23 protein-coding genes are annotated in these 26,603 nt (G+C 35.6%); 12 read left to right on the forward strand and 11 right to left on the reverse strand.

The genetic code is table 11. The features are described from left to right. Positions 1-47 precede the first annotated feature (47 nt). From BUA89_RS08900 to BUA89_RS08910, 3 genes are all read left to right on the forward strand, one after another. Complete coding sequence (locus tag BUA89_RS08900; protein ID WP_072955981.1) at positions 48-620, forward strand: Crp/Fnr family transcriptional regulator; 573 nt, start codon at positions 48-50, stop codon at positions 618-620. A 434-nt stretch (positions 621-1,054) separates the two neighbouring features. After that, complete coding sequence (locus BUA89_RS08905) at positions 1,055-1,735, forward strand: type 1 glutamine amidotransferase domain-containing protein (RefSeq protein ID WP_072955984.1); 681 nt, start codon at positions 1,055-1,057, stop codon at positions 1,733-1,735. A 22-nt stretch (positions 1,736-1,757) separates the two neighbouring features. Next, positions 1,758-2,057, forward strand: a complete 300-nt coding sequence (locus BUA89_RS08910) for a putative quinol monooxygenase (RefSeq protein WP_072957080.1) — start codon at positions 1,758-1,760, stop codon at positions 2,055-2,057. A gap of 193 nt (positions 2,058-2,250) precedes the next feature. Here the strand turns inward: BUA89_RS08910 and BUA89_RS08915 are convergent, their stop codons facing one another. The 3 genes from BUA89_RS08915 to BUA89_RS08925 all read right to left on the reverse strand — a co-directional run bounded on the left by BUA89_RS08915 (position 2,251) and on the right by BUA89_RS08925 (position 5,857). Continuing rightward, positions 2,251-4,137, reverse strand: coding sequence for a type VI secretion system baseplate subunit TssF (locus tag BUA89_RS08915; RefSeq protein ID WP_072955988.1), 1,887 nt, complete (start codon positions 4,135-4,137; stop codon positions 2,251-2,253). A 25-nt stretch (positions 4,138-4,162) separates the two neighbouring features. Next, complete coding sequence (locus BUA89_RS08920) at positions 4,163-4,603, reverse strand: GPW/gp25 family protein (protein ID WP_072955991.1); 441 nt, start codon at positions 4,601-4,603, stop codon at positions 4,163-4,165. 111 nt (positions 4,604-4,714) lie between these two features. Then, complete coding sequence (locus BUA89_RS08925; protein ID WP_072955994.1) at positions 4,715-5,857, reverse strand: DEAD/DEAH box helicase; 1,143 nt, start codon at positions 5,855-5,857, stop codon at positions 4,715-4,717. Positions 5,858-6,058: 201 nt separating this feature from the next. Between BUA89_RS08925 and pncA the strand changes: the two genes are divergently transcribed. Continuing rightward, complete coding sequence (gene pncA / locus BUA89_RS08930) at positions 6,059-6,664, forward strand: bifunctional nicotinamidase/pyrazinamidase (RefSeq protein ID WP_072955997.1); 606 nt, start codon at positions 6,059-6,061, stop codon at positions 6,662-6,664. A gap of 174 nt (positions 6,665-6,838) precedes the next feature. Then, the gene (locus BUA89_RS08935) at positions 6,839-7,984 is read left to right on the forward strand and encodes a TlpA disulfide reductase family protein (RefSeq protein ID WP_072956000.1); all 1,146 of its coding nucleotides are present in this window, start codon (positions 6,839-6,841) and stop codon (positions 7,982-7,984) included. 61 nt (positions 7,985-8,045) lie between these two features. Here the strand turns inward: BUA89_RS08935 and BUA89_RS08940 are convergent, their stop codons facing one another. Next, a complete protein-coding gene (locus tag BUA89_RS08940; protein ID WP_072957083.1) occupies positions 8,046-9,002 on the reverse strand; it encodes a pseudouridine synthase in 957 nt (318 codons plus the stop codon). Positions 9,003-9,276: 274 nt separating this feature from the next. Between BUA89_RS08940 and aroB the strand changes: the two genes are divergently transcribed. From aroB to BUA89_RS08955, 3 genes are all read left to right on the forward strand, one after another. Further along, positions 9,277-10,323, forward strand: a complete 1,047-nt coding sequence (gene aroB / locus BUA89_RS08945; protein ID WP_072956003.1) for a 3-dehydroquinate synthase — start codon at positions 9,277-9,279, stop codon at positions 10,321-10,323. Positions 10,324-10,583: 260 nt separating this feature from the next. Next, positions 10,584-11,234, forward strand: a complete 651-nt coding sequence (locus BUA89_RS08950; protein WP_072956006.1) for a porin family protein — start codon at positions 10,584-10,586, stop codon at positions 11,232-11,234. A 252-nt stretch (positions 11,235-11,486) separates the two neighbouring features. Then, positions 11,487-12,065, forward strand: coding sequence for a porin family protein (locus BUA89_RS08955; RefSeq protein WP_072956009.1), 579 nt, complete (start codon positions 11,487-11,489; stop codon positions 12,063-12,065). A 74-nt stretch (positions 12,066-12,139) separates the two neighbouring features. Here BUA89_RS08955 and purF read toward each other — a convergent pair whose 3' ends face one another. The 5 genes from purF to BUA89_RS08980 all read right to left on the reverse strand — a co-directional run bounded on the left by purF (position 12,140) and on the right by BUA89_RS08980 (position 17,829). Then, positions 12,140-13,639, reverse strand: a complete 1,500-nt coding sequence (gene purF, locus BUA89_RS08960) for an amidophosphoribosyltransferase (protein WP_072957086.1) — start codon at positions 13,637-13,639, stop codon at positions 12,140-12,142. Between the two features lie 109 nt (positions 13,640-13,748). After that, positions 13,749-14,468 (reverse strand): phosphoribosylaminoimidazolesuccinocarboxamide synthase, encoded by a 720-nt coding sequence (gene purC / locus BUA89_RS08965; protein WP_072956013.1) that lies wholly within the window; start codon positions 14,466-14,468, stop codon positions 13,749-13,751. A 30-nt stretch (positions 14,469-14,498) separates the two neighbouring features. Continuing rightward, positions 14,499-15,194, reverse strand: a complete 696-nt coding sequence (locus BUA89_RS08970) for a DUF3307 domain-containing protein (protein WP_072956017.1) — start codon at positions 15,192-15,194, stop codon at positions 14,499-14,501. Positions 15,195-15,196: 2 nt separating this feature from the next. Then, complete coding sequence (locus BUA89_RS08975) at positions 15,197-15,802, reverse strand: SatD family protein (RefSeq protein ID WP_072956020.1); 606 nt, start codon at positions 15,800-15,802, stop codon at positions 15,197-15,199. A 164-nt stretch (positions 15,803-15,966) separates the two neighbouring features. Further along, complete coding sequence (locus BUA89_RS08980; RefSeq protein WP_072956022.1) at positions 15,967-17,829, reverse strand: endonuclease; 1,863 nt, start codon at positions 17,827-17,829, stop codon at positions 15,967-15,969. A gap of 192 nt (positions 17,830-18,021) precedes the next feature. Here BUA89_RS08980 and BUA89_RS08985 point away from each other — a divergent pair, with 192 nt between their 5' ends. Both BUA89_RS08985 and BUA89_RS08990 read left to right on the forward strand, forming a co-directional pair. After that, entirely contained in the window at positions 18,022-19,161 is a 1,140-nt protein-coding gene (locus BUA89_RS08985; protein WP_072956025.1) for an acyl-CoA dehydrogenase family protein, read from the forward strand. A gap of 226 nt (positions 19,162-19,387) precedes the next feature. Then, positions 19,388-22,321, forward strand: a complete 2,934-nt coding sequence (locus BUA89_RS08990; RefSeq protein ID WP_072956028.1) for a reprolysin-like metallopeptidase — start codon at positions 19,388-19,390, stop codon at positions 22,319-22,321. A 316-nt stretch (positions 22,322-22,637) separates the two neighbouring features. Here the strand turns inward: BUA89_RS08990 and BUA89_RS08995 are convergent, their stop codons facing one another. Continuing rightward, positions 22,638-24,053 carry an APC family permease gene (locus tag BUA89_RS08995; protein WP_072956031.1) on the reverse strand — a complete coding sequence of 472 codons (1,416 nt, stop codon included), beginning with the start codon at positions 24,051-24,053 and terminating at the stop codon, positions 22,638-22,640. 167 nt (positions 24,054-24,220) lie between these two features. Here BUA89_RS08995 and BUA89_RS22905 point away from each other — a divergent pair, with 167 nt between their 5' ends. Both BUA89_RS22905 and BUA89_RS09000 read left to right on the forward strand, forming a co-directional pair. Beyond that, a complete protein-coding gene (locus tag BUA89_RS22905; RefSeq protein ID WP_143152302.1) occupies positions 24,221-24,430 on the forward strand; it encodes a hypothetical protein in 210 nt (69 codons plus the stop codon). 162 nt (positions 24,431-24,592) lie between these two features. Continuing rightward, the gene (locus BUA89_RS09000; protein WP_072956035.1) at positions 24,593-25,102 is read left to right on the forward strand and encodes a DUF4920 domain-containing protein; all 510 of its coding nucleotides are present in this window, start codon (positions 24,593-24,595) and stop codon (positions 25,100-25,102) included. A 347-nt stretch (positions 25,103-25,449) separates the two neighbouring features. Here BUA89_RS09000 and BUA89_RS09005 read toward each other — a convergent pair whose 3' ends face one another. Then, positions 25,450-26,559, reverse strand: a complete 1,110-nt coding sequence (locus BUA89_RS09005; protein ID WP_072956038.1) for a M14 family zinc carboxypeptidase — start codon at positions 26,557-26,559, stop codon at positions 25,450-25,452. Positions 26,560-26,603 lie beyond the last annotated feature (44 nt).

Here is a 26,603-nt window from a genome sequence, read left to right on the forward strand (position 1 = left end):
AAATTTAATAAAAATTTTAATTAAATTTACACAATATAAAACCGGCCATGAACAGACTCCGCGAACATATCGAAGCCATAACTCCACTTACAGACGAGGAATTTGATTATGTGAAAACATTTTTTACCTTAAAAAAAGTTCGTAAAAACCAATTTTTGATTCATGAAGGAGATGAAGTGAAATATGAATTTCTGGCTTTGGATGGGATCTATAAAGTTTTTTACATTGATGAAAACGGTAAGGAGCATATTTTACAGTTCGCGAAAAAAAATTGGTGGATGTCTGATTATATAGGATTTTTTAAACAAAATAATTCTAAAATGTTCATAGAATGTCTTAAAGATGGCGAAGTGGTAAGCCTTACGCTACAGGGAAGAAATCAACTGGCGGCGGATCTTCATAAGATGGATCATTTTTTCAGAATTAAATTAACCAATGGTTATATTGCCTTGCAGCAGAGAATTATTCTTTTGTTATCGAGCACACCTCAGCAACGGTATGAGGAATTTGTAAGATTGTATCCTGATCTTATTTCCGAAGTTCCTAAGAAGTATGTCGCAGAATATCTTGGCGTGAGCCGTGAAACGTTGAGCAGATTGTATTCAAATACTAATAAGTGATTGTTTCTCGTGGTGTGTCATTGCGAGGAACGAAGCAATCTGTTTCTTTTTGACACTAATTTTTGCGTTCATTCCTCGCAATGACCTAAACTTATTTCTAATACTATGTTTTGATTCTTTCAGAATGACAAGCTTCGTGGATATTCTCCTGTGCTTTAATGAATAACTTCCGCCCTAACCCCGATTGAAACGGCATCCTTTTGTGTAGCGAAGCGGAACAAAAGATATAGTGGAAAGCGGGAAATAGCTCCAAATAAAAATTTTAAAAACTCTTATTTATAAGTAAAAAATCGAAGTGTGATCCAAATCACACTTTTTTTGTGACTTCACTCCTTCTGTTGAGACCTCGGATCGACATACATTTGCTATAGAAATTTAAATCAATTTCAAAGATCAAAACAAAAAAATATTAATTAACTAAAAAATTTAACGTCATGAATCCAAAAGTATTAATCATTGTATCCAATGCCAACTCAATCGGTCCAAATCACAGAAGAACAGGAACTTTCTTATCTGAAGTTGCGCATCCTTACGCAGAATTTGAAAAAGCAGGTTATCAAATCGATTTTGCAAGCTTAACGGGTGAATCTCCGTTTTTAGATGCTTTAAATTTGGCTGCTGATCCTGATAATTTAAAATTCTTAACCGGAAAAGGTTGGCAAGACATGCACAACGCCGGAAAATTATCAGATGTAAATATTGATGATTACGATGCTGTTTTTGTTCCCGGAGGAATCGCTCCAATGGCAGATATGCCGGAAGCTCCTGAATTGAAGAAAGTTCTTGCAAGATTTTACGATACTGGTCGTGTTGTAGGAGCTGTTTGTCATGGTCCGGTTTCTTTGTTAAATGTAAAATTGAGCGACGGAAGTTATATCGTAAACGGTAAGAATATTACATCTTTTACGACTCAGGAAGAGGATAATTATGCAAGACCGGATGTTCCTTTTGATTTGCAAACGGCTTTGACTGAACAGGGCGCAATTTTCCACGCTGCTGAACCGTGGAGTGCCAACAGTATTGCGGACGGAAATCTTGTAACAGGTCAGAACCCTGCTTCTGCAAAAGGTGTGGGTGAAAAAATAGTGGCTCTTTTGGAAGCTAAAAATGCATAATTTTAATCATAAAATTAAAAAAATGGATCAGAATGCTGTATTTGTTCATGCCAAATGGCAAGTAAAAGAAGGAAAATTGGATGCTGTTCTTCAATTAATGGAGGAAGCTGCCGAAAAAAGTACTCAGGAAGAGGGAAATTTATTCTACAATCTGCATCAAAGTCAGGAAGATGAGAATATGATCATTTTATATGAAGGTTATGTTGATGCCAATGCAGTGGAAGCCCATCGAAATTCTGAGCATTTTAAAAATATCGTTGTGGAACAGGTGGTTCCTTTACTGGAAAATAGAGAGGTGGTTCTTATGAACCGGTTATTTTAATAATGTGTTTTTAATGAGTTTCGGGCGAACCAAAGGTTCGCCCGAAACTCTTTTATTTATCTGAGATTCTTCGATAAGCTCAGGATGACACCACGAAAATCTCATGCATATTTTATTTTAACAAATATGTACAGTTAGTATTCGAACTCTTTCATCCTAAACCTGTTGAAGTTTCTTTTATATTCAATTTAAACTATTCATTCTCCAAAAAATCCGAATCCTCATTGGTAATCTTTACCATATATTCAATCCCGTCAATTGCTTTGGAAATTATCTGGTTTCTTAGGATATTCGCCATATTTTCCCAATATGCCCTTCCGTAAAAAGAATAATTTTGAGGAATGATCTCCACCTCAACTGTTCTCACAAAACCTTCTTTGGGTTTATTGCTGATCATCGTTCCTCGACTAACTTTGACATCTTTCAGCTCGTCTTTCATAACCATTCGGCAATAGTTTTTTACGTCTTCCAAAGAAATAATTTTATCTCTTGTCGTCAATGCATATTTATAAGCCTGAATACTGTCCGTTCCTTTTTGTTCTTCCGCCCCTCCGATAGTTTCGGTTAAAAGAACCAGAGTCTGAGACTTTAATTGATTCGACAGTTCTGTTCCCGGACGCATGTGGTTGGCTAATGTAGAATGGGTGATCCAGAATGAAGCGTACGTATGATCCGTTTTATCAACAGGTTCCATGATGACATAATTCAGTTCCTGTTTGATGCTTCTTTTTGCGTTATTTACCTTCTGAACCATTGATTTCATCTTGTCGGACATCTCACTTAATACCCCTTTTACATTATCTCTGTTCAGCAAAGAGAATGCTGCAATTTCATCTCTTGTCAGCTCTAGAACATTGGCAATCATATCAACGGCATTTCTGTTCGTAAAACGTTCCATTCCGCCTTTTCTTACCGTATACAAACCTTTTCGAAGATCATCATTGGGTGTAAAGGGAATTTCAGTATATCGTCTTCCTTCTCCGTCCTGTACTTCATCAACATATAAGAAATGTTCGCCTTCGTCCGTTACCAGAGGAATGTTATTTCCCATAATATCCAAGCTGTATTCCGTTTTTTTCCAACCTCTGTTGTAAATCGGGAAAGCATTTAGTACAAAAGAGAAATTATCTAAAATCTCGGCGGAAAACTGCGGCGGAAACTCAAAAGTAAGCCATAGATAAGGTTTTCCGTCTATATATTTCATGATCTCTTCTTTATAATCAACATAAGCAAGATTCTCAGGAAGTTTGCCGTGTTCTGAAAATAATGAATTTGAAATTCCGCTGACCTCAATAAATTTATGATGATAAATGCTTTTTACATCTTCAATAACTTTATTTCTAATAGATTGCTCACGGAATATCTGCTCGTATCCTGTTGCCTGGTCATTTTTATAATAAGTCAATCCTTCTTTAACAAACAAAGGATTTCCATTGCTTGAAACCGTGATATAAGGCAGCAGTTTATAGGTAAAATCCAAATGCTCAAAAGCAGGGTTTGAACAGTAAATACTTATATTTTTAGGGAAAGTTTCATTGGAGTATTTTGATACATCTACTCCGATGGTTACTTTTCTGTAGTCTTCAGGCTTACCCTGAAATCTTGCGATAGGGATTTTATTTAATCTGTCATCGATTCCATAACAGGTATTCCCAACAAACATGATAGAAGTCTGAACCTTATTGATTCTGACATTTCCTATCGGTGTAAAAGGAATATTTATCTGTTTATCCGACTCAGATTTTACCGTTGAAGTCATCTGTTTTTTAAAGAAAAATTCGGTGTGCTCCAATAAAATTTCTGATGATTCGTAAGGTTGAGTGAAAGCAATGGCGTGCGACGGGATCGGGTGAGTATATATTGAAGGAGTTAATAATTTTGCCAGTTTTTCTAGAATTCTGGCGTTGACAGTCTGTATTTCGTTATTCGCTTTGAAAACTTCCGTACTGAATGCATCAATTAACAATTTCACGAACGGATCAAGAGACTGCGGACTTTTTAGTCCCCAAACTTTGGTCGCATTCTGAAGCATTCTCGCTTTTACAGATTCTTTGGAATAAATATTCTGGTCTAAGTTCATAAGTTCTGGTTACAAGTTTAAAGTATTAATCGATCGACATCGGGCTCAGAAACAATTCGGTGGAAAAACTGAAACGCTCTCCCGAATGCTCCATTTTAGCATTAATGGCAATCTTTACTTTCTTTTTTATTTCGGTGTGTTCTTTAGTATCGTAGTTGTGCTCTACAATCTGTACATGCGCATCGATCTGCGGCTGAACAATACGGGGTTCGTATTCCTGTATCTGTCTTTTCAGACTTTTAATGAAAACAGTTTCCCAAACAGCACTTGTAACTCCGTTATCGAATTCCAGATTCCAAACGTCGTTTCCGTAATTTTCATCATATCTGTTTTCGCCTTTTTTAGTGGTGATCAGCAACATAATGTTGTGGGCAATACTTTCCCCCATATCGCAGGTGTCTATACTTCCTCCCTCCGTCATTAATGTTGATGGTACAAAAGGCATTCTGTAATTTGGTGTGTTCATGATTTCTACTTCTATATTTTACTTCATACTCTCGTTTACTTGAATAGAAGTACCAAATTAAACATTTTTCATGAAACAGAGTATTGCAAAAAATGATTTATTAAAGAATCATTAATAACCATGCAGATTAATATCCTCAGTTCTCTGCAAAGTAACTTTTCTCCCCATTTTCTTTTGAATGACTCTGAAATGCTGTAGTTCATCATCCGTAAGAATATTGATGGCAGTTCCTTTTTCGCCTGCACGCCCCGTTCTACCGATGCGGTGAATATAATCTAAAGGCGAGCGTGGTAATTCGTAATTGATCACGCAGGGCAGCGATTCTATATGGATTCCACGACCAATTAAATCTGTAGCAACCAAAATCTGAGCGCCATTTGATTTAAATTCTTCCAGATTATTTCGACGCGCCCCCTGCGATTTCTGACTGTGAATGGCAACGGCTTTTATTTTGTTTTTCTTTAATTTTTCAACTAAATTATCTGCAGCTCTTGTGGAAGAAACAAAAATTAATGCTTTCTCAACTTTCTTTTCCTTAATCAAATATCTTAAAAACGGACCTTTGTTTTCAGGAGCAACGTGATAAGCCAATTGTTCAATGTTATCAATTTCAACTTCCTCTTTTTTAATTTCAATAATTATAGGATTGATAGATAAACGTTCCTTCATTTCGGCAACTTTATCATTTAAAGTCGCTGAAAATAACGTGGTTTGCTTTGCAACAGGCATCATTGCGAAAAGCTTATTCATCTCTTCACCAAAACCCAATTGAAACATTTTATCTGCTTCATCAATCACCAAATGCTGGATTTCGGAAATTTTCAAGGCATTATGATCAATCAAATCCAATAAACGTCCTGGGGTGGCAATCAAAACTTCGACGCCAAACATTCCTTTCATCTGTGGATTGATGGAAACCCCGCCGTAAACTGCCATGGTTCGGACTTCACGCTTAAGATTATCCGTAAAAGCTCTGAAAACCTCATCAATCTGAATCGCCAGTTCTCGTGTAGGAACCAATATCAATACCTGAATATTTCGGTTTTTCTTCATCTCCGTATTCTGTAATTTTTCTAAAATAGGCATCACAAAACAAGCCGTTTTTCCGGAACCGGTCTGTGCAATCCCCATAAGATCTTTTCCCTGTAAAATAACTGGAACAGACTGCTCCTGGATTGGAAAAGGTTTCAGATACCCTAATTTTTTAACAGAACGAATAATATTGTGTGATAATCCTAACGATTCAAATGACATAAAAAAATATTTCGTGCAAAGATACGCTATTGAGATTTTGTTTCTATGCTTATTTATTGGTAATCGCAAAGACGCAAAAGTTTTTGATATCATGTCGTTTTTAAGGCGCAAGGAAATGCCGATTTGTCCGATAAATCAATTTTGGATAATTTTTTGAAGGTTAGTTTTCGTAGATTTATAAAAAAATCGAGAATTTTAAATATGAAAAAAGCGTTAATAATCGTAGATGTACAGAATGATTTTTGCGAGGGCGGTGCTTTGGCAGTTCCTGGCGCAAATGAAGTAATCCCGTATATCAATGCTCTGATGGAAGAAAATGAGTATGATCAAATTGTTTTAACTCAGGATTGGCATCCTGCAAATCATAAAAGTTTTGCCAGTAATAATGGCAGAAAAGTTGGCGAAAGTATTATTTTAAATGGAGTTCCGCAGTTTATGTGGCCGGATCACTGTATTCAGGGTACTTTCGGGGCAGAAATCCATAAAGATCTGAATCAGGAAAAGGTAACCCACATTATTCAAAAAGGAAAAAACACTGAAATTGATGCTTATAGCGGCTTTCAGGATAATAATCACTTTATGAAAACTGGTTTGGATGATTTCCTAAAATACCACGATATTCAATTATTGGAAATTGTAGGTTTGGCAATGGATTATTGTGTGAAATTTACCTGTACGGACGCGGTTGCCAATGGATATGTAACATGTCTTCATTTTAATGGAACTCGTGCTGTAAACGTAAAGCCCGATAACGGAAGAGATGCGATCTATGAAATGATCCAGAAAGGTGTGACTGTTTTGGGATAATATTCAAATTCATATAAATAAATTAAAGTTTCGAATCTATCTGATTTGAAACTTTTTTATTGACAATAAGCGATTTATTTTAGAATATTTTACGAAGAAATTATAAATTAATTATGATAGTCAGTTGATAAATATAATTAAATTTGACACTTCAAAATAGTAAATCTTAACACTGTGAAAAAAATATTATTCTCTGCTATTATTGTTATAAGTTCTGCCTCTTTCGGACAAAATATTAAGATTTCAGGAAAGAGTTTCAGGCCTTTTAAGTATAAAATTATTTTATCCAATTCATTTGCAGATAAATATTATAACGGGAACCTGATTAAAGATTCTACGGCAATAGAAAATGGAAAATTTAGTTTCAAAACTCCTAATAAGACATCTGACATTCCTTATGCTTACGTGTTTGTTGATAAAATAAATGCCGGATCATTTTATAAAAGTAGTGTGCTTTTTATCGATTCCAAGACTAAAAACATTCTTCTTGGAAAAGAAAATTCTCCTGAAAACTTTGAAGTAACTACAGATAGTGATTTTATTAAAAAAGAAGTTTTAAAATTTCAGAATTATTTTGCAGCTTTTAACAAAGACAAAGAAAACTTCAACGAAACAGCTCGAAAAGAATACGATCAATTTGAAGATAAAACGAAAATTCCTCAGGGTTTTTGGGATCAATATGAAACTTCAGAAAAAAAGTTTAGCGCATTAGAAGATTCAACTTTATTAGAGTATGTGAAAGAAAATCCTAATTCGTTCGTTGCCTTATGGAAATTAATTGAGAAGTTTGAAACAAATGGCTACAACCCAATCTACGAAGAAATATTTAATCATTTATCTTCAGAGATAAAAACCAAAAGAACCGCGAAAACTTTACAATTGGCAATCAAACAAGCCAGTGTTTTCCAGATCGGCAAACAATTTCCCGTTCCGAAAATAAAAAATATAGACAATTCTAAAAAGGAATTTTCACTTCCTAAAGCAAAATATACTTTGGTCGATTTCTGGTTCAGTAGTTGTAAACCTTGTCTTGAACAAATGCCACAATATGTTGAACTCTATTCGAAATTTGCATCGAAGGGTTTTAAAATTATAGGTATTGCTACAGATCAAAATAAATATAAGACCAATCTTGAAAATATCATTCAAAAGTTTAAAATTCCGTGGAGCAATTATTGGGATGAAAATGGAAAACAATCTTCTGAATGGACCATAACTTCTTTTCCTACCAATTTCCTTTTAGATGAGACTGGTAATATTTTAGCGAAGAATATTTCTGAAAAAGAACTTTCCGAATTACTCAATAAAAATCTTAACTGATAAAAAAGACGTTGAAAATTAATTCAACGTCTTTCTATTTTAACTTAAAAAGTTGCTTTAATTAAAGCATTTTAAGATTATTCACTTCCTGTTCTGTAAGAATTCTCCAGTGTCCTCTCTTGATATTCTTCTTCGTTAATCCTGCGAACATTACCCTGTCTAAAGCTTCCACTTCATAACCCAATCTTTGGAAAATTCTTCTGATGACACGGTTCCATCCGATATGGATCTCAATACCCACTTCATTTTTAGGTTTCCCTTCAATGAAAGAAATCTGGTCTACCACAGCCACACCTTCATCCAAACGGATTCCTTCTGCAATTAACTTCATGTCTTCATGAGTTAGTTTCTTATCTAACGTTACATGATAGATTTTCTTAGCATCAAAAGATGGATGCGTCAGCTTTTTTGTCATGTGCCCGTCGTTTGTTAAAAGAATAACTCCGGTTGTAGAGCGGTCTAACCTTCCGACAGGAAAAACACGGTAAGGAGAAGCGTTCGCAACCAAATCCATTACTGTTTTTCTTGCTTTGTCATCTTTTGTAGTGGAAATATAACCTTTTGGCTTATTTAAAAGAACGTAAACAGGTTTTTCCGGCGTAATATTTTGTCCGTCGAAAACTACTTTATCCGTTTTCTGAACCTGGTACCCCATTTCGGTTACTACCTTTCCGTTGACTTCTACCAAACCTTGGGTAATCAGTTCATCCGCTTCTCTTCTGCTGCAAATTCCTGAGTTGGCAATATATTTATTAAGGCGAATTGTGTCCTTATGAACATCTTTTTCAATCTTGCTTAATCTTCTTTTCTGTACAAAAGATTTGTTTTTATCTTCTCGGTTTTCTGTTCCGGGCCTTCTTCCGTATTTCAGGCTGCCTCTTTCGTATTTATCTCGGGTATCAAAAGTATTGGGTCTGCTGCCACCTCTTTTCGGTGCAGATTTTCCAAAAGTCTTTCTCTCTTCACTCGAATTGGTTATAAAATCTGTCTGTTCAGTTTTTCCAAATTTCTTATCCATTCTGTCCTGGTAGCTTGTACCACCACTTCTTTTGGAGTCAGAATTTCTTTCTCCTGCTTTAGGAAAAGATTTTTTGAAAGGTTTTGATCTGGAAGCACGAGAATCATCAGAATTATTTCTTGTTGAAGTTCTTGGTCTTTTGGGTTTTCCTGAATTATTGTCTCTGCTCATTCTAAAATATTTTTGCAAAGATAGTAATTTAGTTACGAGTTAAAAATTAAGAATCATAACTTTGCAATATAGTTTCATAATTAACCTTACAGAAAATCTGAAAATGATAACAATATTAAACGATAATTTTTCTCAATTAAACGACTTCTTACACGAAAAATCTTTCAGCAAAATCTTTATTCTAGTTGATGAAAATACTCACGAATATTGTCTTCCCATTCTTTTAGGAAATATGGAAACCGATCTTGGCTTCGAAATTCTGGAGATCGAAGCGGGTGAAGAAATGAAAAATATCCAGACGGCCAATCAACTTTGGGAGATTCTTACGGAAATGCAGGCGGACAGAAAAGCTTTGGTTATCAACCTTGGCGGCGGTGTGATCACGGATATGGGCGGTTTTGTAGCTTCTACTTATAAAAGAGGAATTCAGTTTATCAATATTCCTACTACCCTTTTATCGATGTGTGATGCGTCGATTGGTGGTAAAACGGGAATTGACCTGATGCATTATAAAAATATGGTGGGAACTTTCACGTTTCCTGAACAGATTTTTGTGTATCCTAAATTTTTACAGACCCTTCCTTTTAAAGAATTAAGAAGCGGTTTTGCAGAAATGCTGAAGCATGGATTAATTGCCGATAAAGCACATTGGGAAAATCTTACGCAGATCAATAAATTGGATATTGAAGGCGTTATTCCTCACATTCAAACATCGATGGACATTAAACAAAATGTGGTTGAACAGGACTTTCATGAAAAGAATATCAGAAAAACTTTGAATTTCGGGCACACCATCGGTCATGCGATCGAAAGCCTATGTTTAAGCCAGGGAAATCCTATTCTTCATGGCGAAGCGGTGGCAATGGGAATGATTGCTGAGGCGCATCTGGCTTATCTGGAAGGTTTACTTTCGGAAGAAGATTCAAAACTAATTATCGAAAATATTCAAAAGTATTATCCTTATTTAGATATCAGTGATTTTGAAAATGAAGCTATTTTTAATTTATTATTAAACGATAAGAAGAATACAGACAGCAAAATCAATTTTTCTTTGCTTACAGGAATTGGTTCTTGCAATTTTGATCATCAATGCAGTCAGAAAAATATATCAGAATCTTTAAATTTTTACAGAAAACTGAACAACGCTTAGTTTTAGTTAGTATAATTTCTCTTTATTTTTAACAAGATTGTCAATTTAGATTATTTCTAAACAATTGTTTAATTATAATTTTATTTCATTAATAATCAAAACTTAATATTTTGCACTGCTAGTTTTCACAGGCGGTTTTTTATTGATTTTTATCATAATATCTTTTTTGGCAAGCAATTTGAAAGATACTCTCCGTCAAATGAAAAACTTGACAAGTAGTAAAATTTAAAAATTAGAGAACTAACATTAAAAATTAAATTATGAAAAAGTTAATTTTAGGAATAGCAGTTACAGCTAGTTCATTAGCATTTGCTCAGACAACGACAACAACTTCATCAAATATGTCTTCCACTAACCCGGTAAGATTCGGTATCAAAGGGGGAATGAACGTTTCATCTTTAACCAACCAAAGTGGATTAGACGATCAGGGTTCTAAAATTGGTTTCAATGCAGGTGTATTCGCAAATATTCCAGTCGCAAGCTCTTTCAGTGTTCAGCCGGAGGTTTTATATTCTCAGTATGGAGATAAGTTTGATGAAACAATCGCTGGTACAAGATATTCATATGCAAGACACCATGATTATGTTACTGTTCCTGTAATGTTGCAGTATAACTTCATCCCGAATTTATATATTGAAGCAGGTCCTGAATTTGGTTTCATGGTGAATGCAAAAGAAAAATTAAAAAATGAAACGGATAATAATACGATTAATGAATCAGGAGATTACAAAGATTCTTTGAACAAATTTAACTTTGGTTTAGGTATCGGTGCTGGATATTATTTCACAGATAACATTGGTCTTACAGCAAGATACGTTGCAGGTCTTACAGATATAGCAAAAGACAGACCGAGCAATTCTGATGCAATTAGAAATAATGTTTTCCAGGTTGGCTTAGCATTTAAATTCTAATCAGATTTAGAAAAAACAATTTTGATTTCAATAGAAAAGGTCAGGTTTATGTATTAAGCCTGACCTTTTTGTATGTTAATAATCAACACATTACACCTGTATTCCGTTACTGATTATTAATATATTGTTGAATTAATATAAGTAAGCAAGACTAATTTTTATCAAAAACTAAAGCAATTAATATAATTTGGCAAAAAATTTGCATTGTTAAGAATTAAAATTTTATAAATAAACAATTAAAAATTTTTAACTATGAAAAAATTATTATTAGGCTTGGCAATCGCCTTAAGTTCAATGAGTTTTGCTCAGGAGAAAGCAAAAGAAGCTTCATTACCAGTAAGATTTGGTGTTAAAGCCGGTCTTAATGTCTCTTCTATCAATTCTGATGATGCAAAAGCAAAAGCAGGACTTTATGGTGGTTTTTTCGCCAATATCCCCGTAGCTTCATCGTTCAGTGTACAGCCCGAACTTTTATACAATGGAATGGGAGCAAAAAATGAAGACTATTCTGATGTAAAGTTGAATCTGGATTATATTTCTGTACCGGTAATGGTTCAATATAATATTCTTCCGGAATTTTATGTAGAAGCCGGACCGCAGTTTAGCTTTGCCATTAACCGAAAAATAAAAGGACCCGGAGGAACTGCCGATGTAAAAGATTTTTATAAAGGGTTTGATTTTGGGTTAGGTTTAGGCGCAGGTTATTATATTGCTCAGGGATTTGGTGTTACGGCAAGATTTGTGGCCGGGGTAACGGATATTATTGAAAATAATAACGATGACGCCATCAGAAACAGCGTATTCCAGATTGGAGTTGCCTATAAGTTCTAAAACAGTTTAATTTAATAAAAAAGTTCAGACTTCAAATGAAGTCTGAACTTTTTTATTTTATAGAATTAATAATTTTAATTAAATAATTCCACCTCTTCTCCTTTCCCTACAGGATATTCCTCTGTAAAACAGCCGAAACAGTGGTTGGCAGAACCTAAAATTACTTTTAAGTTTTCCGTGCTTAAGAATTCAAGAGAATCTACTCCCAAATAATCTCTAAGCTCTTCTGTGGTCATATTGGCAGAAATCAAATCGTCTTTCGAAGGCGTATCGATTCCTAAATAACAAGGTGCAATAATCGGCGGAGAAACACTTCTGAAGTGAATTTCCTTCACCCCTGCATCTTTCAGAATCTTAACCAATCTTTTCGAAGTTGTTCCACGAACGATAGAATCATCGATAATTACTACTCTTTTATCTTTAATTTCAGAAATAATCGGATTCAGTTTCAGGTTAACTACCCTTTCTCTCATTTCCTGAGTCGGTACAATGAAAGATCTTCCGATGTATCTGTTTTTAATCAGAACCGGACGGAAAGGAATTCCTGAAGCCTTAGAAAAACCAATCGCAGCAGGAACTCCGGAATCCGGAACTCCAATGACAACATCAGCTTCTACCGGAGCCTGTTCCCAGATTTTCTCCCCGGATTTTTCTCTGATTTCGTAAACGTTGATATTTTCTAAAGATGAGTCAGGCCTCGCAAAATAAATATACTCGAAAGAACAGATTCTTTGCTTTGCTTTTGCTTCATCCACCATGATAGAATGAAGTTTTCCAGGCTCATTTTCATTGGTGTAAATAATTTCTCCCGGTAAAATATCACGAACATACTGAGCTCCAACAGCATCTAAAGCCACAGATTCCGAAGCTACCACGTAAGAATTTTCGTTGATTGCTCCCAAAACCAAAGGTCTGATTCCGTTGAAATCTCTGAATGCGAAGAATTTATTTCTCGTCATTCCTACTACAGAATATGCTCCCTCAATTTTCTCCATGGTTGCTTTGATTGCTCCACGAAGTCCAAGATCAAGATTTTTCTGAATTAATCTTAAAATAACCTCAGAATCCGAAGTTGCTCTGAAAACAACACCTTCCGCTTCCAACTGAGCTTTCAGTTCCTTCGCATTGGTAAGGTTACCATTATGCGCAATCGAAAGTATAATCTGGTCATATTCGTTTTTTGCGAAAAACGGCTGGAAATTATATTTCTTTTTATCTCCCGCAGTCGTATAACGAGTGTGTCCGATTGCAGAATTTCCCATAAAAGTTTCAGGATCGGCGATCTCTTTATAAACGTCCAAAACCAATCCTTCATCCTTCATATTCGTGATTTTCCCGTCTTTAAGAACAGAAATACCACAAGCTTCCTGACCTCTGTGCTGAAGCGCAAAAAGCCCGAACTGTGAAAGCGAAAACGTATCCAGGTCACCATCAGAATACATTCCGAAGATACCACACTCCTCATTGGGAGCGTCTAATCTCTCTTCTTCCTGTGTTCTGAAAAGATTTCTTCCATACGTTTGGGTTTCAAACTGTTTTAAATATTCACTTTTATGAATGTCTAAACTTTTCATTTCTATTTTTTCTAAAGTAGATTTTATTTTTATAGATCTTATCATTAGATGTAAAATTAAATATTATGTTAAATATAAAATCTTACATCTAATTTTTTTATCTAAAATCTTATTTGCCTAAAGCAACTTTCAGTCTGTTGTAGATCTCAACGTAAGCTTCAGTAACTTCACCAAGATCTCTTCTGAATCTGTCTTTATCCAGCTTCTTCATTGTATCTTTGTCCCAAAGTCTGCAAGTATCCGGAGAAATTTCGTCTGCAAGGATGATTTCACCATCTGCCGTTTTTCCTAATTCTATTTTAAAATCAACCAAGATGATGTTCATTTTGTCGAAAAGATCGATTAAGATTTCGTTGATATCTGAAGTTAATTCATACATTTCATCAAGCTCTTCGTACGTTGCAGCACCTAAGAAAACAGCGTGGTGATCGTTGATAAGCGGATCTCCCAACTCGTCCTTTTTGTAGCAGATATCGAAGATGGTTACCGGAGATTTAATTCCTTCTTCCACTCCTAATCTCTGAGCCATGCTTCCCGCAGAATAGTTTCTTACCACCATTTCCAAAGGAATAATTGATACTTTTTTTACCAATTGCTCTCTTTCGTTTAATTGTTTAATGAAATGAGTTTTAATCCCTTTTTCATTTAAATATTCAAAAATAAGAGTTGTGATCGCGTTGTTCATTTCACCTTTCAAATCAACAGATCCTCTTTTCTGAGCATTAAATGCAGTAGCATCGTCTTTGAAACGTACTACTACTTCGTTAGGATTATCGGTAGCAAATACTTGTTTTGCCTTACCTTCGTACAACATTTCTAACTTTTCCATTTTCTAAAATTACTTTTTATTAGATTTATATTATTTAATTAAAATTCCTGTTAAAACCGCCATTCCAAAACTCAACAGTGTACCGATTAATACATATTCTGTCAGTTTTCTTTGTTTGGCCTGTGCTAAATCGCTGAACCTGAAAACAGATTTCGCCGCGACCATAAAACCTACGCCTTCCCAGTGATTCACCATGATAAAAGTGAAAACCAGTAAACGTTCTAAAATCCCAATATATTTCCCTGCACTCGATAGAGATTCGGTTTGTATATTTGTTGCTGTCTCCGGAACGGGCGTCCATGAAGACAATAATATTTTAATAAAAATTGAAGCAGGTGTTGTTAAAAACAAAGCTGCCATTAATATTTTTAAGAAGTTCTGATCCTTTAAAAACTCAACATTAAATTCATTAAAATAAAGAGAAATCCCTCCAATTACTGCAATATGCAAAGCCTGATCGATAAAAAACCAGTTCTTTTTATTTTTAATGGTCTGAAAACTCAGCTTCGCAGCATCTATAATAAAGTGTGAAATTCCCACCAAAGCGGCTACCCACCAAAGTTCCAAGTCCCAAAGGAAAATAAAACTTAATGCGGTGTGAATCAGAACATGAAGGTACAAATATTTGCTCTTCAGTTTTTTGCTTTCTTTCTCTGCAACCCAAGAATTTGGCTGAAGAATAAAATCTCCAAGTAGATGTGCCAATATGAGTTTAGTAAAAATCATGCTTACAGTTCTGAAATTTTCTTTCTAAAATATTGATTGGTTTCTACGATCAGTTCGTAGTTTGCACGCTTCAGTCTCTGGCTTACCGAGGATTGAGATATATTAAATTTTTTCGCTAAATCTTCCTGTGTAATTTCTTTATTCATAATCATTTCATGAATGATTTCGGAAGTTGCCATCGTCCAGTTATCGAAATCTTTGGATGACCATTTCAGTAAAATATTAAGGTCTCTGTCTACAGAATCGTTGGATGTTTTAATAGAAACGGTGTGTCCATCGCTTTTCAGATCATTCAACAATCTTCCGGAATGTACATACGCCGTTCCGTTCGATTCCATGATTTTCTCGGACGAAAAATTTTCCTCACCAATACCAATGGCAATTCTTACATCTAAATTTTCCTGACTTTTTATGAGTGATTTTATGGCTAAGAAACGCCAGAAAACATCGTCTATTTTACATTTGAACTGAAACTCATCTCCTCTGTAGATTTCCCATGTTCCGGGAGCGCTTCCCCAATTTTCGAGAAGATTTTTAAGCTTGGTGATCCAAACCTCTGTTTCCGCGTGTTGTGAATTTATAATATCTCCGGTAATGACCGCTATCATTCTGCAAATATAAGCATAATTACTTATAAATAAAAAATATAAGCGGATACACTTATAGATATTGATTATTAGTGAATCTGCTTATATCGATAATACTGTAAAACAAAGGTTTTTAAGATCTTTTTACATCAAATCAAAATTCTTTAAATGTAAAGGTATTTGGATTATTTTTTTATAAACTGAAAAATCTTCTCATCCAATTTCAACAAATAAGAACCTGTCGATAAATTTTGGACAGAAATATTATTCTTGTTTTTAAACGGATTTTGTTCAGAATAAATTAATTTTCCTGAAAAATCCAAAATTTTCGCTGATTTTACATGTTCAGTTTTTCCATTAACAAAAATATTATCATGAACAGGATTAGGATAAATTTTAATATCATTTCCTGCCAGGATTAGATCAGATGTGGAAAGCGTCCCTAAATTCTGACAGTAATCTGATGGATAAGAATCCCATTCTGAAAATGTAAACGAAGAGTTAGGCTGGGTTACTGTATTTTTTCTGTACAGTGAAACATCTCCGTATGAATTGCTGACAAATTTACTCCCGATAGCATCTATTGTTGAAGACTTGTACGCCAATTCAACATACTGAGTTCCTGCAAAATTTAGCGCATCCCCTGCCGTAAGAAATTGAGCATTAGAATTTGTATAGCATGATAATGTGGATTTAGGGTTCAGAATCACAAAAGTCCCGTTATTAGGTACCTTACCTTCAAATTCAAAACTATTTCCATAATAATAAAAGCCAGTGATACTATTATAATATTGCACCCTGATACTGTAATTATTCAAATCCACTTCATGCCCTGTTTTATTTACAATTTCCAGTGCTTTATTAGTATCTGTTCCTTCAATATATTTGGTAATAAAAAGATCTTTAGAATTAGAATCCGCAGCTAAGGTTGATACTGTAATAACATTGCTGTCCGATGATTGTAAATATCCCGCATCATAAGCCCTTACCGTAAATGAATATGAAGTGGAAGGACTCAGATGATCAATAACGACAGAAGTTGACTTTGTAGTTGCTACCAGTGAGCTATTCTGATAAATATTATATCCTATAACATCTGAACTTGTACTTGGCGACCATGCTAATGTCGTATAAAATGCTCCTGTCTGTACAGAGTTCAGGTTTAATGGAGTTTGAGGTACAGCAGTGTCCGGAGTTTGCACCCAGATTTGATTTACCCATTGAGGATTATCTATAAATGGATTTCTATTATTCTGAATCGTGTACACTGCATTATTCCTGTCAATTTCCCTCTGAGATACAGGATCCTGAGCATGCCACTGAAGAAGCATCGCAATATAAGGCGCATCAAAAGCCCTTTCTGCAGTTCCATCTAAAGCAGAACGGTCCATCGCCGGATTGATGTTGGTAGAATAATTGAATGAGGGTAATTTATCCTCATATCTCACGGCAAAATACAGCAGCATTCTTGCAATATCCCCTTTAAATTCATTGATAGGTTCATAAACTCTATTGGTATAAACATAATTCGGAATCGCACTGTTGGCTATTTTAGAAGAATTCGTAAAAGTATAATGAATAGTGGAATTTCCGATTCCGTAAGGGTAATTATTTCTCAGCTGATTAATTCTGGCATCTGTAGGAATCACAAAATGCAAATCAGAATACATAGGATAATTGCTGTTGAATGTACTTTGAGGTACGGCGTGCTCTCTGTTGTATCCGGTACCTTCAGCTCCCGAAGTACTTGTTAAATTAGCAGAAGTGTATTCATAAGCATCCTGACCGGAGGGAATTTCGGAATAAACATCAAGCAGCCATGTTGTATTGGTTGCATCGTGGTCATAATATTTATCTAAATCTGTCTGATTGTATAAATTCGGCAAATCATTGTAATGCCAGTTGATATTCTTCGCCGAGATAATATCATGAAGTTTCGATTTCAAGGCGTAATCCGTCAATCCCGTAGTTCCGTCATAATATCCTGTCGGAGCCTGGGCTGCAAAATAAGACGAAAACAGTAATAAAGGAAGTAGAGTTTTTTTCATGCTTTAAAAATTGGGAGACTAAAATAGCGAATTAATCAGATCAAATTTCGGAAAATTCCATTAAAAAATCATTAATTTTCAGAATATAAAAAATTGAATGCTAAAGTTTTGCGGATATCATTTTATGATATAAATAATTTTTTTGGACGTTTCGTCAATTTGGTTATCTTTGGGAACTAACTATTTATCTATATGAATACAGAGACTATTGACAACATCAAAATGATAGCGGAAACGGCAAGAGAGTTTGCTGAGAAGAATATTAGACCTAATATTATGGAGTGGGACGAAAGCCAGACTTTCCCTAAAGATTTGTTTCATGAGTTAGGAGAAATGGGATTTATGGGAATCGTTATCCCTGAACAATACGGTGGTTCTGGTCTTGGGTATCATGAATATGTTACGATCTTGGACGAGATTTCTCAGGTAGATCCTTCAATCGGGCTTTCTGTAGCGGCACACAACTCACTTTGCACCAATCATATTTACGAATTCGGAAACGAAGAACAAAGAAATAAATGGCTTCCTCAATTGGCTTCCGGTAAAGTAATCGGGGCTTGGGGATTAACGGAGCATAATACAGGTTCAGATTCGGGAGGCATGTCTACTACTGCGGTAAAAGACGGCGACGAATGGATCATTAATGGAGCTAAAAACTTCATTACTCATGCAATTTCCGGAGATATCGCTGTAGTAATGACCAGAACAGGAGAAATAGGCGCTAAGAATAACTCAACAGCTTTTGTACTGGAAAAAGGGATGCCCGGTTTTACTTCCGGTAAAAAAGAAAATAAACTGGGAATGAGAGCTTCTGAAACAGCGGAATTAATTTTCGATAATGTTCGCGTTCCGGATTCTCACAGATTAGGAGAAGTTGGCGAAGGTTTCAAACAGGCTATGAAAATTCTCGACGGAGGTAGAATTTCTATCGCAGCTTTAAGTTTAGGAACAGCAAGAGGGGCTTACAAAGCCGCTTTAAAATATGCTAAAGAAAGACAGCAGTTTGGAAAATCTATTTCAGAATTCCAGGCAATTAACTTTATGCTGGCAGATATGGCAACAGAAATTGATGCTTCTGAATTATTGATCCAAAGGGCAGCAACACTGAAAAATGCAAAACAGAAAATGACAAAAGAAGGAGCTATGGCAAAATTGTACGCTTCTGAAGCTTGTGTAAGAATTGCAAACAATGCCGTTCAGATTTTCGGAGGATACGGTTACACAAAAGACTTCCCTGCTGAGAAATTCTACAGAGATTCTAAACTTTGTACGATCGGAGAAGGAACTTCTGAAATTCAGAGATTGGTAATTGGTAGAGATATTACCAAATAATCATATTGATCACTTTAGGAAAAATTTAGAATTATACCATTAATAAGTTAATAGCATACGTATTTCGCGTATGCTATTTTCTTTTTCATATTGAATAAGCTTTAAACCAAATTCAATGTATTACATAATACATTAAACAGATAATCTAAAATTTTCTTAAATAATTTTGTTTTTCATAATTAAATTTTTATTAGCTTTGATATTCCACAATCAAAATAGAATTTATATGAAAAAACATCTATTAGTGATTGGAATGCTATCCATCTCAGGCATTTCTTTCGCTCAGACTGACCGACTTTGGTCTGAAGGCTCCAGAAAAAGTACTTCAGAAATTTTCGAAAACAAATCTACTATCAGCAATCCGAAGATTTACAATTTAAACATCGAAGGATTAAAAAATGTTTTAGCCAAAGCACCCAAGAGGCTGGCGCCGGGTGAAAAATCGGAAATCATCATTTCTTTCCCTAATTCAGAAGGGAAAATGGAAAACTTCAAAGTAAGAGAAAACTCGAATTTCGATCCGCAATTGGCCGCAAAATATCCGGACATTAAGTCTTACGTCGGAGAAGGCCTGGACGACCCGAATTCTATAGTTTATTTCAGTGTTTCTCCACTTGGCCTATCTTCAATGGAGATTTACGGGGATAAATCCGCTATTTTTATCGAACCTTATACCAAAGACCTTTCTACTTACGTTGTTTATAAAAAATCCGACAAAAAAGATGATTTGAATAAATTTGAATGCACCGTAATCGATGTTGCTCAAAAAGGTGTAAGCAATACATTAAATCTCACTGCGAGACCCAATGCAGACGATGCCAAATTAAGAACTTTCAGACTGGCACTTTCCAGTACAGGAGAATACACTGCTTATTTTGGAGGGACCAAAGCGAATGCTTTAGCTGCAATGAACAACACAATGACGCGTGTAAACGGAGTTTTTGAAAAAGATTTCTCTGCAAGAATGATTTTAATTGCCAATAACGACGCAGTAATTTACACTAATGCTTCTACCGACCCCTATTCTGCAGCTTCAGGAATGAGCAACTGGAATTCTCAATTACAATCTACGTTAACCTCTGTTATCGGCGAGGCAAATTACGACATCGGTCACTTGTTCGGAGCTTCGGGAGGCGGAGGAAATGCGGGATGTATCGGCTGTGTTTGCACTAATGGCTCAAAAGGAAGCGGTTACACGTCTCCGGCAGATGCGATTCCATCAGGTGATAATTTCGATATTGATTATGTAGCTCACGAAATGGGACATCAGTTTGGAGGCAACCACACTTTTTCCCACGGAAATGAAGGAACAGGTGTCAATATGGAACCAGGATCAGGATCTACGATCATGGGCTATGCAGGGATTACATCTCAGGATATTCAGCCGCACTCTGATGCATTTTTTCATGCGATTAGTATTCAGCAAATCACGAATAATATTAAAGCTAAAACCTGCCCGACAAGCACAAATACAGGAAATTCAATTCCCACGGCTAACGCAGGTTCAGACTATACGATTCCGAAAGGAACCCCTTTCATGTTAACTGGAACCGGAACAGACGCAAACGGGGATTCTTTAACATATATTTGGGAGCAAATGGACAACGCTTCTTCCTCTCAAACAGGAGCGAGTTCGGCAGCAAGCGCAACAAAAGCAACAGGACCAACTTTCAGATCCTGGACACCACAAACAACACCTGTAAGATACTTCCCAAGAATGGCTTCCATATTAACAGGAGCAACAACAACGGCAGGTTCGGAAATTACGGTTGAAGCTTTATCAAATGTGGCAAGAACCTACAATTTCAGATTCACAGTTCGGGATAACAGAGCGGGAGGTTCAGGAAATAATTCTGATGATGCGGTAATCACCGTTAACGGAACAGCCGGACCTTTCTCGGTAAGTTCTCAAAACTCTGCAACCACCTACACAGGCGGAACCTCTCAAACCGTAACATGGAACGTTGCAGGAACCACAGCAAACGGCGTAAACGCAGCCAACGTAGATATTCTTTGGTCTACGAATTCAGGAACGACATGGACCACCTTATTGGCAGGAACTCCAAACGATGGTTCTCAGGCGGTAACGATTCCTAATGTTTCTACAACGACGGGAAGAATCATGGTGAAAGGTTCAAACCATATCTTCTTTGATGTAAACAATGCCAATATTACCGTAAATGCAGGTTCGGGAACTTCCGACACCGTTGCTCCTACCGCTCCCGCTCTTACAGCCTCAGGAACAACTTCTACAAGCACAAATCTTTCCTGGTCTGGCGCCACAGATAATGTAGCCGTAACAGGTTATGATGTATATCAGGGAGCTTCAGTAATCGGCACTACCGCTTCGACTTCCTATACAGTAACAAGTTTAACACCTTCAACAACATACAGCTTTACGGTCAGAGCTAAAGATGCAGCAGGAAATGTTTCACCTTCAAGTAATTCCGTTTCTGTAACTACCCTTGCAGGAAGTACAGTCACTTACTGCTCTGCATCTGCAACGAATACATCAGATGAAAGAATCGGAAATGTGAAATTCGGAACAATTAATAATACTTCAACAGGAACTGCAGGTTATGAAAACTTTACCGCGATTTCTACCAACGTTACCAGAGGTTCGGCTTACACGATTTCTGTAACTCCGGTTTGGACTTCAACGGTTTACAGTGAAGCGTATGCAGTTTATATTGATTATAATAAAGATGGCGACTTTACAGACAGTGGAGAGTTAGTCTGGTCTAAAACAGGATCTACTACCAGTCCGGTTACAGGATCTGTTACAATTCCTTCAACAGCAGCTCTTGGAACAACAAGAATGAGAGTGATGATGCAATACAGCTCCGTCCCTTCATCTTCTTGCGGATCTTATACTTACGGACAAGTGGAAGACTATACAGTAAATATTGTTTCTTCAGGAAGAGGTGAAGTTTCAGATCTTAAAGATTTGATCACTGATATTAAATTATATCCAAATCCTGTAAGAGATATTTTATATATTTCAAATACGACGAGCGAAGAATTTAAAATCTTCGATATGGGTGGAAAACTAATTAACTCAGGAAAACTTGAAAGAGGCTCCGTGAATGTCAGCAGTCTTATTAAAGGCGCTTATGTCATCCAAATCGGAGAAGTCTCTAAGAGATTCACTAAAAACTAAGAATCATTTTGATTTAAACACGGGATTAAAGGCTGTCTGGAAACGGGCAGTCTTTTTTATGAGTAATGAGCAATAGGTAATAAGCAATATTTTAATGGAAGATTTTTTTTAATTAAAATTGATATTTATTCGTACTGTGATGTTGAGCGCAAAGCAGTTGAAATTATTTATATAATATTAAAGGTATTGTTTAGCTATTATTAATTTACATACAGGGTTAGTAGAATATAATAGGAAAATTCATAGATCTTCTATAAAATAAAAGACATAAAGCTATAAAAAAGCTGCTCAACATCGTCAAACAGCTTTTAGAAATTTATTCTTCAATTTTCTTATTTCGATTGATAAAATAATAGACCGGAAGTCCGAGTAAAACCATCACGAAACCTGGCCAGGTATATTGTTGCTTATAGATTAACAGCAACATACAGAATCCGGTTCCGATCAATAAATAAACGATTGGTGTAACTGGATACAACCAGGTTTTATAAGGCCTCTCCAGATTTGGCTGTTTGAATCTTAAATACATTACTCCAAAAACAGTAATCATATAGAAAAGTACAATCACGAAAGAGATCATATCCAAAAGATTTCCGTACTGTCCGCTCAGACATAGTAAAGAAGCCCAAATTCCCTGCATCCAAAGTGCATTGGCAGGAACTTCGTTTTTATTGTTTTTTTCTGCTTGCTTGAAGAACATTCCGTCTTTTGCCATCGTTTGGAAAACTCTTGCTCCCGCTAAGATCAAACCGTTGTTGCATCCAAATGTTGAAATCATTACTAAAATGGCGATAATCACGGTTCCTGCACTTCCGAAAATAAAATGGGAAGCTGCAACGGCTACCCTGTCGTTTTCTGCGAAAGCAATCGAATCTCTGTCTAAAGCATTAAGATAAACGTAATTTACCGCAATATATAAAATCATTACAGCCGTTGTTCCGTAGATCATCGATTTTACGACGTTTTTCTTTGGATTTTCAATTTCTCCTGAAACGAAAGTCACACTTTCCCAAGCCACAGAACTGAATACCGAGCCTACCATTGCTGCTGCAATTCCGCCCAGCAAAGTCATTCCACCGATGGGCTCCCAGCCTTCTTTCAGGAAGTTTCCTAAAGTATCTTTTTTAAGATTGTTAAAAGAGTCATATCCAAAGTTGAAATTTTCTGCCAAATGAGAGAGATCAACCAAAATAAATCCGGCAGCAATCAAGCCAATTAAAGCAATGATTTTAGATCCTGTAAATATATTCTGCAGTAATTTTCCACTTTCTACCCCTCTCGTATTCAGGTATGTTAATAAAATAATCGTTCCAATCGCCAAAATCTGAATCCATGTAATTTTAAATTCTCCACTCTGGATAATCGGTGCCGCATCATTTAAAGCCGGAATTAAATACGCCGTAAACTTCCCAAAAGCAACTGCAACTGCTGCAATGGTACCGGTTTGGATAACCGTAAATAATCCCCAACCATACAAAAAGCCCATTTTTTTTCCGAAAATTTCTTTCAGATAAGTGTATTGGCCACCTGCTTTTGGATACAATGCCGAAAGCTCTCCGTAACTGATGGCTGCAGCAACCGTCATGATTCCAGTGATGACCCAAACGACTATCAGCCAGAATCCTGAGCCGAGATTTCGCATCATATCAGCGCTTACAATGAAGATCCCGCTTCCAATCATCGAACCCATTACAAGCATAATGGCATCCCAAAGTTTTAGTTTTTTTTGCATAGTAAAGTATAGGCGTCAAATATAGATAATTATAGGATTTGTTTTTTATTTTGTTTGAAATTAAGATGAAAAAGTCTATTTCATAGTTTTAACGTAACAATAATTCGTTTTTTCTAATTATTGATTTTTATTTTTTATTGAGAGCCTGTTTAAAATCTTTTGCATCTTTGTGGTTAAAAAGCTTAAACAAGTTTTACAATTCTGAAAGGAGTTCAAGCGTAAATATTTCCATTCTATATTTAATATTAAGCTTAGATTTCTGCGGAATGACAAAATGGGTGAATATTTTCTTCATGCTGAAATGGATGACGGCAACCCTAGCCCCGATAGAAACGACATCCTTTTGGGTTGCGGCTGGAGCGAAGCGGAAGCCGTAACCCAAAAGATACAGTGGAGAGCGGGAAAAAGCTCCTAAAAAATATTAAAACAAATTCCTATTTAAAATCATTTTAAGCATCAGAAAAAGCAACCTGTTTTTATCAAGTATTCATCGATTTGTTATTCAAATTTTATTAGTACTTTTGAAAAAAATATTAAAAATGAAATTCAAAGCGATATTATTTGCGGTAGCTGTAAGTGCTTCATCTTTAGCTTTTGCGCAAGAGACTAAAAAATTCGGACCTCCAGCAGGAAATGCTCTTGTTGGGGATGTGTACGGTGGTGGAGTTGCTTCAAACGTTGAGTCTAAAGCAATCTCTGTAGATAAATTAAGCAAAAAGCTGAAAAAAGATAATAAAAAAGTAGAAAATGTTGCCGTAAAAGGAAAAGTAACGGACGTTTGTGATAAAAAAGGATGCTGGTTAACGATCCAGACAGAAGATAATTCTCAGTTTTTTGTGAAAATGAAAGATTATGCGTTCTTTGTACCAACTGCTTTAAAAGGTAAAACGGTTGTACTGGACGGAACTGCTGAAAGAAAAGTGACTTCTATCGATGAACAGAAACATTACGCAGAAGATGCTAAAAAGCCTCAGTCTGAAATTGATGCCATTACAACTCCGAAAGAAGAGATCAGATTCGTAGCTAACGGAATTAAGGTTGTGAACTAAGATTCTTTTTATTGTCATTCTGAATGAAGCGAAGCGTAGTGAAGAATCAATAGATTTCTCCTTCGATAGAATGACATTATGTATAAAATAAAAGCGGAACAAATGTATGTGTCCCGCTTTTTTGATTTTTAGAGCCGGTTTAAATCCTATTCAATAAATTTTTACAGCTCTTTCTTAATTTCTCTAAATTAAAATAAATTTTGTTTATTTTTTTCTTAACATTAATTAATTCAGTTAATTAAGGTGTTGTCATTAAAAAATCAATAAATTGATTTCTATTAAATTTTTTAAACTAAATATTCTTAATTTCTTAATGTTAAAGGTAAATTATAAATTTAACCAGACTCTTAGTCTTCAATTTTAAAATTGACTTCGGCATCCAATTTTGGATATTTAGTGGCAGAAACAAATTTCTTTCCGGTACAATCGATTTCCAGCCAGCCTTTTCTCTGCTTCACATCACCCACTTCCATTACGAAAGGAATAAAAGATATTTCCTCTTTTCCCTCTTCCACAATTTCTCTATACTGAACGGCTACGTCCAAAATGCATTCATGTTCCGTATTTAATTTTACATTTCTGTAAACGATATCGTAATGCGTCTCCTTGTTTTCAGGAATTTCATGATAAATTTCCCAGCCATCAATTTTGGAGTTTAATTCACTGATTGCTTTTAAAGCATAGTACAACGCAATTGTGTAATATTTTCTTGTTCCTTTTCTCGTATAGTCATCTACAAAATGTCCGCCCTCAAATAAGATCGTCGGCATTCCCGCTTTGATAAAATTGTCGCCTGTAGAAGTCGGATAAAATTCATCAGAATATCTTCCGATCTGGTTAGGGATCATTTCTTTTAAATGATTGTACACATTCGCAATTACCGCCATACATTTTTTCCGATTTTCGGTAACGGTTCTTTCCACGTTTTCAGACGGCGCTAGAAAAGAAAGTGTTGCCGGGTGAATTCCATCTGTTGTAAAAATTGTTCTCTGCTCATGAAGATTTAGAGCGTAATCATAGTTTTTAGAAGCAACTGTATTTTTTAAAAATTTAATTTCTGTGCTTGCTTCATTATGGAAATCTCTGTTGAGATCAATATCTATTGCATTCAATCTTGTCCATTTTTCCGAACCGTCCGGATTCAGCATAAAAATAAAATCCAGTTTTATTTTACTGAACAATTCTTCCTTTAATTCCGGAGTCTTATCTAAAGTGATTAGCAAGTCGAGCATCGCATGTGTTGCGTTCGATTCGTTTCCGTGCATTTGCGACCAGGCAAGAACATTAATGTTTCCGGTTCCGACTGTAAGTTGATAGATAGGTTTTTCCAGATACGACTTTCCAATCTTCTGAATATAATCGCTGAGATTCGTATGTAGGTAAGAAAATAATTTTTCAGGGGAAATATAACGATTTGGGAAATCAGGATTTTGCTGATACAATTGTTCAAAATTCATTGTATAATAGTTTACAAGAGTCAAATTTAACAAATTTTGAAGAA

It is taken from the genome of Chryseobacterium arachidis (assembly GCF_900129245.1).
In the GTDB taxonomy this organism is placed as follows: domain Bacteria; phylum Bacteroidota; class Bacteroidia; order Flavobacteriales; family Weeksellaceae; genus Chryseobacterium; species Chryseobacterium arachidis.

Bases quoted from the DNA above. Each gene is read 5' to 3' on its own strand.
- BUA89_RS08900 (WP_072955981.1), top strand. From the start codon at position 48: ATGAACAGACTCCGCGAACATATCGAAGCCATAACTCCACTTACAGAC.
- BUA89_RS08905 (WP_072955984.1), top strand. From the start codon at position 1,055: ATGAATCCAAAAGTATTAATCATTGTATCCAATGCCAACTCAATCGGT.
- BUA89_RS08910 (WP_072957080.1), top strand. From the start codon at position 1,758: ATGGATCAGAATGCTGTATTTGTTCATGCCAAATGGCAAGTAAAAGAA.
- BUA89_RS08915 (WP_072955988.1), bottom strand. From the start codon at position 4,137: ATGAACTTAGACCAGAATATTTATTCCAAAGAATCTGTAAAAGCGAGA.
- BUA89_RS08920 (WP_072955991.1), bottom strand. From the start codon at position 4,603: ATGAACACACCAAATTACAGAATGCCTTTTGTACCATCAACATTAATG.
- BUA89_RS08925 (WP_072955994.1), bottom strand. From the start codon at position 5,857: ATGTCATTTGAATCGTTAGGATTATCACACAATATTATTCGTTCTGTT.
- pncA (WP_072955997.1), top strand. From the start codon at position 6,059: ATGAAAAAAGCGTTAATAATCGTAGATGTACAGAATGATTTTTGCGAG.
- BUA89_RS08940 (WP_072957083.1), bottom strand. From the start codon at position 9,002: ATGGATAAGAAATTTGGAAAAACTGAACAGACAGATTTTATAACCAAT.
- aroB (WP_072956003.1), top strand. From the start codon at position 9,277: ATGATAACAATATTAAACGATAATTTTTCTCAATTAAACGACTTCTTA.
- BUA89_RS08950 (WP_072956006.1), top strand. From the start codon at position 10,584: ATGAAAAAGTTAATTTTAGGAATAGCAGTTACAGCTAGTTCATTAGCA.
- BUA89_RS08955 (WP_072956009.1), top strand. From the start codon at position 11,487: ATGAAAAAATTATTATTAGGCTTGGCAATCGCCTTAAGTTCAATGAGT.
- purF (WP_072957086.1), bottom strand. From the start codon at position 13,639: ATGAAAAGTTTAGACATTCATAAAAGTGAATATTTAAAACAGTTTGAA.
- purC (WP_072956013.1), bottom strand. From the start codon at position 14,468: ATGGAAAAGTTAGAAATGTTGTACGAAGGTAAGGCAAAACAAGTATTT.
- BUA89_RS08970 (WP_072956017.1), bottom strand. From the start codon at position 15,194: ATGATTTTTACTAAACTCATATTGGCACATCTACTTGGAGATTTTATT.
- BUA89_RS08975 (WP_072956020.1), bottom strand. From the start codon at position 15,802: ATGATAGCGGTCATTACCGGAGATATTATAAATTCACAACACGCGGAA.
- BUA89_RS08980 (WP_072956022.1), bottom strand. From the start codon at position 17,829: ATGAAAAAAACTCTACTTCCTTTATTACTGTTTTCGTCTTATTTTGCA.
- BUA89_RS08985 (WP_072956025.1), top strand. From the start codon at position 18,022: ATGAATACAGAGACTATTGACAACATCAAAATGATAGCGGAAACGGCA.
- BUA89_RS08990 (WP_072956028.1), top strand. From the start codon at position 19,388: ATGAAAAAACATCTATTAGTGATTGGAATGCTATCCATCTCAGGCATT.
- BUA89_RS08995 (WP_072956031.1), bottom strand. From the start codon at position 24,053: ATGCAAAAAAAACTAAAACTTTGGGATGCCATTATGCTTGTAATGGGT.
- BUA89_RS09000 (WP_072956035.1), top strand. From the start codon at position 24,593: ATGAAATTCAAAGCGATATTATTTGCGGTAGCTGTAAGTGCTTCATCT.
- BUA89_RS09005 (WP_072956038.1), bottom strand. From the start codon at position 26,559: ATGAATTTTGAACAATTGTATCAGCAAAATCCTGATTTCCCAAATCGT.